This is a genomic window from Nocardiopsis potens DSM 45234, assembly GCF_000341105.1.
In the GTDB taxonomy this organism is placed as follows: Bacteria; Actinomycetota; Actinomycetes; order Streptosporangiales; family Streptosporangiaceae; genus Nocardiopsis_A; species Nocardiopsis_A potens.
Genome location: NZ_ANBB01000028.1, coordinates 1 through 9314 on the forward strand (window position 1 = coordinate 1; position 9314 = coordinate 9314).

Genomic DNA, 9314 nt, shown 5'->3' on the forward strand with positions numbered 1-9314 from the left:
CGGTCGCCCGGGTGCGGCGTCTCGCGGGGCGGGGGTTCAAGCGGGTGGCGAGGGCGGGAGGGCGTGCCGGCTGGCCGGTCGGGTGCGGCGCCTCGCGGAGTGAAGGTCAAGACGGGCGGCGACGGCAGCGGTAGGGGCGGGGCGGAGGTGGCCACCCGGGTGCGGCGTCTCGCGGGGCGGGGGTTCAAGCGGGCGGCGAAGGCGGGCAGGGGAACCGGCCGGTCGGTCGGGCGCGGCAGAGCGGGGCGGGGCGGCAGGGGTGGGGGCAGGTGGCGGGGTGGCCGTGCCCGCGTCGCCCGGGTGCCGGGGCCGGCCGTCTCTGAAACCGCCACCCTTCTCTGACCTGGGTGAATACGTAGGGTGATGGTGGTGTGGGGTGCCCTGCGCACCGCGAGAGCACCCAGGTGATTCCCGGGCGCGCATCCCGGCCCGGATCGGCCCCTTGGCGGCCCGATTGGCCCTGATCGGGCCGGTGTTCGGGAGGTCGAGCCGTCCGCAAGGCCGGGATGCAGGGGGCCGGAACCCAGGGGGGATGGCGCGGGGGCGAGATGTCGCTTTTGCCCTGCAGGGAGGGCCCGCTTTGGCCACTCTGGGTGATCGGAGAGGGGGTGGTGGGGGCCTGGGGGCTTACTACTCGCTGGTAGATGTAATCGGGGTGCTCTCGCGGTGCGCAGGGCGCCCCCACCTGCGCCCGCCCCTCGCCGCGAACCGGGCATAGGAGATAAGGCCCCCTGGTGGGCGCGGGCCGGGCCGGTGAACGCGGCGCCCGGCCCCCTCCCCGCCCTCGCCGCCTGCTTGAACCCCCGCTCCGCGAGACGCCGCACCCGACCGACCGGCCGGTCCCCTCCCCGCCTTCGCCGACCGCTTGAACCCCGGCCCCGTGAAACGTCGCGCCCGGCTGGGACGCCCGGCCCCGTCCCTTCCTCAGCCGTCACCGCCTGCTTGAACCCTCGCCCCGTGGGGTGCCGCGCCGGACCGACCGGCCGGTCCCCATTGCCGCCTTCGCCGCCCGCTTGAACCTTCGCCCCGCGAGGTGCCGCGCCCCGGTGACCGCCTCCGCCCCGCCCCTACCCGTGCCGTCGCCGCCCGCTTGGGCCGTCACCCCGTGGGGTGCCGCGCCGGACCGACCGGTCGGTCCCCATTGCCGCCTTCGCTGCCCGCCTTAAGCCCGACTCCGTGAGGCGCCGCGCTCGGGTGATCGCTTCCGCCCCGGCCCTACCTGCGCCGTCGGTGCCCGCTTGAACCTTCGCTCCGTGGGGCGCTGCGCTCGGGCGAACACCTTCGCCCCGGCCTCGCCGGCACCGTCACCGCCGCCCCCTGCAGCACTTCCGTGGAAAGGAGGAGCACGACCGGGGAACCTGCCGGGAGAGAGACCGGGCAGGGAAGAGCGGCCCCGTCAGATGCGGGCGGCCTCGCGCCAGGTCTTCAGGGCGTCGGCGTCGCCGTCGAGCTGCCCGGGGCGGGGCTCGGCGCGGTTCCACAGGATCAGGTAGAGGTCGTGCGCGGGGGCGGTGAGGCGGACGTCGGTCGGCCCGGTGCCGGGGGCGGCGCGCATGCCGTCGGGGGCGAGCTCGACGCGGTGGGCGCAGTCGGCGTCGGTGGCCTGCACGGCGATGCTGCGCGGGACGGGGCTCGCGCCCCGGCCGGGGCGGGAGAGGAAGCCGTTGAGGAGCTCGTCGACGCCGTCGGCGGCGAAGGTCGGCGCCAGCGGGGAGAGCGGCACGCCGGCGGCGAGCTCGGCGTCGACCCGGTGCACGGCGGTCTCGTGGGCCTGGCGGCGGGCCCAGAACGCCAGCGCCGAGGGCGCGCCGGGCAGGAAGGTGAAGGCCTCCAGGTCGGGGCGGTGCTCGGCGTAGTGGGCCAGAGCTTCCACGAGCGCGCCGTGCCCGTCCAGGTACCAACCGGTCAGATCGGGGTCCTCGGGGACGGGGAACACGCCGCGGCGCCGCTCGGGGGTGAGCGGCTCGTCCCCGGCGCCGGCGCGCAGCTGGGCGCGGGCCCAGCGGTGCACCGACCCGGTGTGGGCGAGCAGGTCGCGGACGGTCCAGTCGGGGCAGTAGGGGACCGGCGCGCCGGGGCCGGCGCGGCGGGCGGCGTCGGCGAGCATGTGCCCTTGGGCGGTGAGCACGTCGATGTGGTCGGCGATGTCCATGGGGCGATTGTCCCCGGGCGGGGGCGGCGCCCGGCGGGCGGGTCGGTAGGGTTCGGCCGACCCGTCGGAGGGCGGGCGCGGTGTCGAGAGGAGACGCAGGTGGTGGCGGACGGCGCGGGTGTCCCGCGGACGGCGGTGGTGACCGGTGCGGGCAGCGGCATCGGCCGGGCGGTGGCGCTGGAGCTGCTGGCGCGGGGGTACGCGGTGGCGCTGGTCGGCAGGCGGGCCGAGCGGCTGGAGGAGACCGCGGCGGCCTCGGGTGCGGGGGAGCGGGCGCTGCCGCTCCCCGCCGACGTGGCCGACCCGGACCGGGTGCGCGAGGTGTTCGCGCGGGTCGGCCGGGAGTGGGGCCGGCTGGACGTGCTGTTCAACAACGCCGGCGCGATGCCGCAGCCCACCCCGGTGGACGAGGTCGGCGACGACGCGTGGCGGCACGTGGTGGAGGTCAACCTCACCGGGGCGTTCTGGTGCGCGCGGGAGGCGTTCCGGATGATGCGCGAGCAGGATCCCCGGGGCGGGCGGATCATCAACAACGGGTCGATCTCGGCGTATGCGCCGCGCCCGATGTCGGTCGGCTACACCGCCACCAAGCACGCGGTCACCGGGCTGACCAAGTCGCTGGCGCTGGAGGGGCGGCCGCTGGGCATCGCCTGCGGGCAGGTCGACATCGGCAACGCCGCCACCGAGCTGACCGCCGGCATCGCGGCCGGCACGCTCCAGGCCGACGGGAGCCGGGCCGCCGAGCCGGTGTTCGACGTCGCGCACGTGGGGCGCACCGTGGCCGGGATCGCGGACCTGCCGCTGGACGTCAGTGTGCCGTTCATGACGGTCATGGCGACCGGCATGCCCTACCTGGGGCGGGGGTAGCCGGTCGCCGCAGGCAGGGCCCGGCCGGCAGGGCGGGGCCGCGGATCTTCCCACCGGTCGGGGCGGTCCCCGCAGCCGGTCCGCGGGCCGGCCGACCGATGAGTTCCGGGCCGGGCGGGGGTCACGGCCCGCAGGACCGGCCGCCGGCAGGGCGGCGCGATCGCACTCGGAGGGGACGCATGGCGAAGCTCATCTACTCGATGGTCACCTCGCTCGACGGCTATGTCGAGGCGGCGGAGGGCGGCCTCGGCGCCGGTGCCGAGGACCCGGAGGTGCACACCTTCGTCAACGACCTCTTCCGGCCCGTCGGCACCTACCTCTACGGGCGGCGGATGTACGAGACGATGGTCTACTGGGAGACCGCGCACACCGAGCCCGGCCTGCCGCCGCACATCCTGCAGTACGCGCGCGACTGGCGGGCCGCGGAGAAGATCGTGTACTCCACCACGCTCGACTCGGTGTCCAGCGCGAAGACCAGGATCGAGCGGTCCTTCGACCCGGACGCGGTGCGCAGGCTCAAGGCCGGGGCCGATCGCGACCTCACCGTCGACGGCCCGAACCTCGCGGCCCAGGCGATCGCGGCCGGCCTGGTGGACGAGTACCGGCTGTTCATCACCACGAGCGCGGTCGGCGGCGGCAAGCGGTTCTTCCCCGACGGCGTGCGCCTCGACCTCGAACTGGTCGAGGAGCGCGTGTTCGGCAGCGGGCTGATCTACGCGCGGTACCGGACCCGCTGAGCCGCGCCGGCCGGGCCCGCCCGGGACGAGGGGACTCGGCAGCGTGGCCGGCCCCGCAGGGGCGGGGACCCGCCCCTGCGGGCGCCCCGCCCCGCGCGGACCGGTTCCCCGCTCCGCCGCGGCTTGCGGGGCGCGGGCGGATCGGACGGAACAGGCGGGCCTCACCGGATTCTCATCGGTCGCTCATCCGGTTCCGGCATGATCCAGGCATGAGTGCGAGGACCTGGAGGCCTGTCGCGGGCGCCGCGGCCGCCGTCGCCGGGGCGGCGGCGGTGCTGCTGGCCGGGCACCGGCTGGTGCCCGGGGACGCGGGGGTGCTGCTGGAGTCGGGGCTGCCCTGGCTGGGGCTGGCCGCCCCGGTGGCGGCGGTGGCCGCGGTGGCGCTGCGCTCCAGAGCGGCCGCCGCCGCCGCGGTGGCGGTCTCGGCGGTGTGGGCGGCGCTGTTCGTGCCGGCCTACGTGCCCGGTCCCGGCCCGGAGGCGGGCGGCGCGCGCCTGGACGTGGCCACGCTGAACGTGGGCGCCGACAACCCCCGGGCCTGCGAGGCGTTGCGGGAGGCGGCCGCCTGGGGTGCCGACGTGGTGGCGGTGCAGGAGCTGGCCGGGCCCCGGGACTGCGCGGCGGAGGCGTTCGGCGGCGCGGGGGAGTGGGTGCGGCAGGGCACCGTGGGGGTGTGGAGCCGCCACCCGGTGGCCGGGGTCGAGGCGCTGGACCTGGGGGTGGGATGGATCCGGGGCGTGCGGCTGGAGGTCCGGGCGCCGGGCGGCGAGGTGGCGGTGGTGGCCGGTCATGCGGCGTCGCTGCGCCCGGGGACGACGGGCTGGCGGGACGACTCCGTGGCGGTGCTGGCGGAGGCGGCACGCGCGGCCGACGGGCCGGTGGTGGTGCTGGCCGACCTGAACACCGCGGCCACCGACCGGGCGATGGGGAACTTCTCCGGGTTCGGGGAGGCACAGCGCGACGCCGGGTGGGGGCCGGGGTTCACCTGGCCGGCGGGGGTGCCCGCGGTCCGGCTGGACCATGTGCTGTACCGGTCGGCGCGGGCGGTGTCGGCGGAGGTCCGCCCGGTGCCGGGCAGCGACCACCGGGCGGCGCTGGCGGAGCTGGTGTACTGACCGCCGACCGCAGGCCGGCGGCGAGAGAAGCCCGACCCGGGCGATGACCTTGACGTTGCGGTCCCATCAGAGCGGATGGTTTCCAGTCCCTGTTGCAACACCGCACACCAGAGGACAGAAGGGGACCGGCTGGTCGGTAGGGCGCGGCGCCCCACGGAGTGAAGGTCAAGACGGGCGGCGACGGCGAAGGTGGGGCCGGGGGCAGGCGCCTCGCCCGGGCGCGGCGCCTCACGGGGCCGGGGTTCAAGCGGGCGGCGAGGGCGGGCAGGGGACCGGCTGGTCGGTCCGGCGCGGCAGAGCAGGGCGGGGCCGGTCCGGGCGGGCCGGGGCGGCGGGGTCGCCGTTCCCGCGTCGCCCGGGCGCCGTTGCCGGCCGCTCTTGAAACCGACACACCTTCCTGACCTGGGTGAATACGTAGGGTGATGGTGGTGTGGGGTGCCCTGCGCACCGCGAGAGCACCCAGGTGATTCCCGGACGCGCATCCCGGCACGGATCGGGCCTCTGGGGCCCGAACGGCCCCGATCGGGCCGGTGATCGGGGGTTCGAGCCGCCCGCAAGGCCGCAAAGCAGGGGGCCGGAACCCAAGAGGGGCAGAGGTGGGGGTGAGATGTCGTATTTGCCCTGCCAGGAGGGCTCGTCTTGGCCACTCTGGGTAACCGGTGAGGGGGTGGTGGGGGCCTCAGGGCTCACTACTCGCTGGTAGATGTAATCGGGGTGCTCTCGCGGTGCGCAGGGCGCCCCCGCCCCCGCTCGTTCCCCGCCGCGAACCCGGCATAGGGGATAAGGCCCCCTGCTCGGCTCGGGCGGGCCCGCCCTCTTCGCCGGGGGCGCCGCCGCCTCCCCGCCAGGAGCACGCGCCGGGCCGGTGACGCGGCGCCCAACCCGCTCCCGCCTTCGCCGCCCGTTTGAACCTTCACTCCGCGAGGCGCCGCGCCCGGGTGAGGCCTTCGCCCCGGCCCTACCCTTGCCGTCGCCGCCTGCTTGAACCCCGGCCCCGTGGGGCGCCGCGCCGGACCGACCGGCCGGTCCCCACCGCCGCCTTCGCCGCCCGCTTGGACCTTCACTCCGCGAGGCGCCGCGCCCGGGCGATTGCCTGCGCCCCGCCCCTCCCCGAGCTCCTCGTTGCGGCGGCCATTTGACGACAAGGCGTTCCGTTGGGGCCGCAACGTCAAGATCATCGGGGGATGAGCGGGGCGGTCTCAGGGAAGCGGCGCCGATCCGGGGTGCGGGCGCACCCCGGATCGGCGCGGTGCGGCGGCGGGTCAGCAGTTGGTGCTGCTGGTGATGGTGGTGTTGCCGTAGTAGGCGATCCTGACGCCGTTGAGGACGGCGCGGACCACCCGGCCGTCGACCCGCTGCTCGTAGTGGAGGTGCGGCCCGGTGGACCCGCCGGTGCTGCCGACCTTGCCGATGCGGGTCCCGGTGTTCACCTTGTCGCCGACCGAGACGGCCTGGGATTCCAGGTGGGCGTAGAGGGTGGTGATGCCCTGGCCGTGGCTGACCACGATGTACTTGCCGTAGCTGGTGTTCCCTCGGTCGGCCACGGTGGTGACGGTGCCCGCGGCGCTGGAGAGCACGTTCTTGCCCTGGGCGCCGGAGCGCTGGAAGTCCACGGAGAGCTGGGGGTTGTGGTTGGTCCGGGTGTTGGCGTTCCACACCTGGCCGCAGTCGAAGGGGGTCCTGAGGTTCACGGCGGCGGTCCGCTGCTCGTCGGCGCCGGCCGCCGCTGCGGGGGCCAGGAGTCCGATCAGGGCGCCGGCGGCCAGTGCCGCGGCCAGTCGGCGCGGCGCGGGGGTGAGCGGCATGGGGGGTCCGTCCTCCCTGGGAGCGGGTTCGGGAGATGCACGGCGAAGATAACCGCTCGCAGGTGCCCGGCGGGAGGCCTAGATCCGCGCCGAGGGCACCGTTTCCCGCCCGTTCCGGGCCTTCCGCGGCGTTTCGGTGCCTTCTGCGCCCACAGAAGGCACCGAAACGCCGCGGAAGGCGCCGGGGAGGGCCCGGTGCGGGTGCGGGCGCGCGCCCGCACCGGGATCGGTCAGGGCCAGCGCATGTCGCTGGCGTAGGGCAGGTCGCCGACGCGGGTCTCCTCGTGCGCGTTCAGCTCGGCGCGCAGCTGGGTCCAGGCGGTCTTGGCGGTGTTGTTCGTGCCGTTGCAGCCGCCGCGCTGGTTGCAGGCGGTGCGCTGGGACATCGAGCCGACGAAGCGGACCGGGCCGGAGGAGTGCCTCGCGCCCCAGGCGCTGACCGCGGCCCACTGGCGGGCCTGGGTGCCGTTGGTCCGGTAGATCTGCGGGATGGCCCGGATCTGCCCCGAGGCGCCGGTGGCCACGTAGTGCACGTCGGAGAGCTTCCACCCGTTGGCGCAGGAGGTGGAGGAGGAGCCGTACTCCGGGCAGGAGTCGGCGGAGTTGACCGCGTACAGCCGGGTGCCGGTGGCGGTGGTGTAGGCGTCCACCCAGTCCCGGGCCCACCGGGCCGAGGACCAGGACGGCTCGGCGTCCACCGCCCCGGCGATGCGCACCTTGTCGGTGCCGGCCTTCTCCGCGGCCGTCTCCACCACCTGCGCCCAGTCCCGGCCGGCGCCGGAGCCGGAGGCCCCGCCGTCCTGCTTGTTGTTGACGCCCAGGGCGAGTTCGGCGGTGGCGCCGGCGGGCGAGCAGGCGGTGAAGCCCTCGGCCCAGGCGGTGGCGGCGGCCACCGCGTGCGAGGTGGTGGAGCGCGGCGTGCGGCTGCCGGAGCTGGTGCCGGGCTGGCGCAGCCGGCCGTCGGACTGCTGGGTGCCGAAGAACAGCACCCGCGGGCCGCTCCGGCCGACCTCCCCCTCGGCGCAGCCGGCCTTCTCCGCCCCGGTCAGGTCGGCGGCGCCGCCGGTGAGCGGGGTGTAGCGGCTGGCGGTGTAGCCGGGGTAGCCGTCGGCGGCCGCCGGGGCCGGCGCCGCGGTCAGTGCGAGGGCGGCGCCGAGGGCCAGTGCGCAGGTGCGGCGGGCGGTGGGCTTCATCCGTCTCTCCTCGTGTGCGGATGCGGCGGGGGCACTCACCATTGAGCCGGACGGAGGCGGGCGAGGGGGTGACCGTGCGAAGTGCGGAGATTCCAGGGGGTCACCGGAGCGTCGTGTGCGAAATACCGCAAAAAGGGCGAATGAGGGAAAGGGGGAGGGGCGGAGCGGCGAGGGCCCCGCCGGGATCCGGCGGGGCCCTCGTGCAAGTCTCGTGCGGGCCGGTACGGCGGTCGCCTCACGGCGCAGGGCGCAACGCGGCTCCTTGAGACCGCCGGGTGCACCGGCCCGAAGGCCGGCGCCCGGCGCGGTATTCCGCGAAGGCATTGAATGGAGCCCGGGGGACACTTTCTACCGCACCGGCCCGCACACCCCCCAACGGAGGGCGAGAGAAGGATATTCCACTCAGGGGGTGCCATGCACATCGGCCGGCCGGCGCGCCGGGCGCGAAGCGGGCGAACCGCCCGATCGCGGGGCGTTCGGGCGGCCGAATCGGGGGACTCGCGCCCGCCGGTTTCCCGCATCCCGGCCCGAGCTGTGATGATTCACCATGTGTGGCGAGAACTGATCGGTGAACTGTACCCGGAGGCGGAGCCGGTGCCGCCGGCCGACGAGGCCGTGCTGGCGGCGGTGGAGCGGGCGCTGTCCCTTCCGCTGCCCTTCGAGCTCGCCTCGCTGCTGCGGGAGGCCGACGGGGTCCGCAACGAGTACGGCGACGAGATCGTCTGGTCCGCCCAGCGGCTGATCGAGGACAACCTGGCGATGCGCGGCGAGCCCGACTACGCCGAGCTGTACGCGCCCTTCGACGAGATGATCTTCTTCGGCGACAGCGACATGGGCCCGCAGTTCGCCTACGTGCACACCGACTACGGGCCGGGCATCGTGGTCTGGGACCACGAGACCGACCGGCGCCGGCTGGCGGTGGTCTCGCTCCGCGACTACCTGGTGCGCTGCTTCACCCAGGGAAATGGTTGGTACCGCTGAGCCCTTCCCCGCTAGGGTCTCCGGCGATGAGTTCACATATCGAGATGATCCGCAAGGACGACCGGCTCACCGACCAGATCGACTACGCCTACGCGGCCGTGGTCGCCGACCGCACCGTGTTCACCGCCGGGGCCTGCCCGCTGGAGCTGGACGGCTCCACCACGGCCCCCGGCGACTACGAGGCCCAGGCCCGCAAGTGCGTGGAGAACCTCGTCACCGCGCTGGACGCCGCCGGCGCCCGGCTGACCGACGTGGCCAAGTACACCGTCTACGTGGCCACCTCCGACCAGGCCGACCTGGTCCGCGCCTGGGAGGTGGTGCGCGCCGCCTTCGGCGACCACGACGCCCCGGCCACCCTGCTGGGCGTGGCGCTGCTCGGCTACGACGACCAGCTGGTCGAGGTCGAGGCGGTCGCGGTCAAGTCCTGATGCCCGATGCGGCCCGCCTCTGCAGGGGCGGGGGGC

Annotated in this window: 8 protein-coding genes; 5 read left to right on the plus strand and 3 right to left on the minus strand. The window is 75.5% G+C overall.

Annotation, left to right across the window (positions count from 1 at the left end):
• Positions 1–1396 precede the first annotated feature (1396 nt).
• The gene (locus D459_RS0111340) at positions 1397–2152 is read right to left on the minus strand and encodes a maleylpyruvate isomerase family mycothiol-dependent enzyme (protein WP_017593126.1); all 756 of its coding nucleotides are present in this window, start codon (positions 2150–2152) and stop codon (positions 1397–1399) included.
• 99 nt (positions 2153–2251) lie between these two features.
• Between D459_RS0111340 and D459_RS0111345 the strand changes: the two genes are divergently transcribed.
• The 3 genes from D459_RS0111345 (at position 2252) to D459_RS0111355 (ending at position 4871) form a co-directional block, all read left to right on the plus strand.
• Complete coding sequence (locus D459_RS0111345; protein ID WP_017593127.1) at positions 2252–3019, plus strand: SDR family oxidoreductase; 768 nt, start codon at positions 2252–2254, stop codon at positions 3017–3019.
• Positions 3020–3198: 179 nt separating this feature from the next.
• On the plus strand, positions 3199–3756 hold the full coding sequence (locus D459_RS0111350; RefSeq protein WP_017593128.1) for a dihydrofolate reductase family protein: 558 nt from the start codon (positions 3199–3201) through the stop codon (positions 3754–3756).
• Between the two features lie 209 nt (positions 3757–3965).
• A complete protein-coding gene (locus tag D459_RS0111355; protein WP_020380133.1) occupies positions 3966–4871 on the plus strand; it encodes an endonuclease/exonuclease/phosphatase family protein in 906 nt (301 codons plus the stop codon).
• A gap of 1262 nt (positions 4872–6133) precedes the next feature.
• Here D459_RS0111355 and D459_RS0111360 read toward each other — a convergent pair.
• Positions 6134–6676 carry a M23 family metallopeptidase gene (locus D459_RS0111360; protein WP_017593130.1) on the minus strand — a complete coding sequence of 181 codons (543 nt, stop codon included), beginning with the start codon at positions 6674–6676 and terminating at the stop codon, positions 6134–6136.
• Positions 6677–6906: 230 nt separating this feature from the next.
• On the minus strand, positions 6907–7869 hold the full coding sequence (locus D459_RS0111365) for a hypothetical protein (protein WP_017593131.1): 963 nt from the start codon (positions 7867–7869) through the stop codon (positions 6907–6909).
• Positions 7870–8406: 537 nt separating this feature from the next.
• Here D459_RS0111365 and D459_RS0111370 point away from each other — a divergent pair.
• On the plus strand, positions 8407–8850 hold the full coding sequence (locus tag D459_RS0111370; protein WP_040709844.1) for an SMI1/KNR4 family protein: 444 nt from the start codon (positions 8407–8409) through the stop codon (positions 8848–8850).
• Between the two features lie 26 nt (positions 8851–8876).
• Positions 8877–9278, plus strand: coding sequence for a RidA family protein (locus D459_RS0111375; protein ID WP_040709845.1), 402 nt, complete (start codon positions 8877–8879; stop codon positions 9276–9278).
• Positions 9279–9314: the final 36 nt, after the last annotated feature.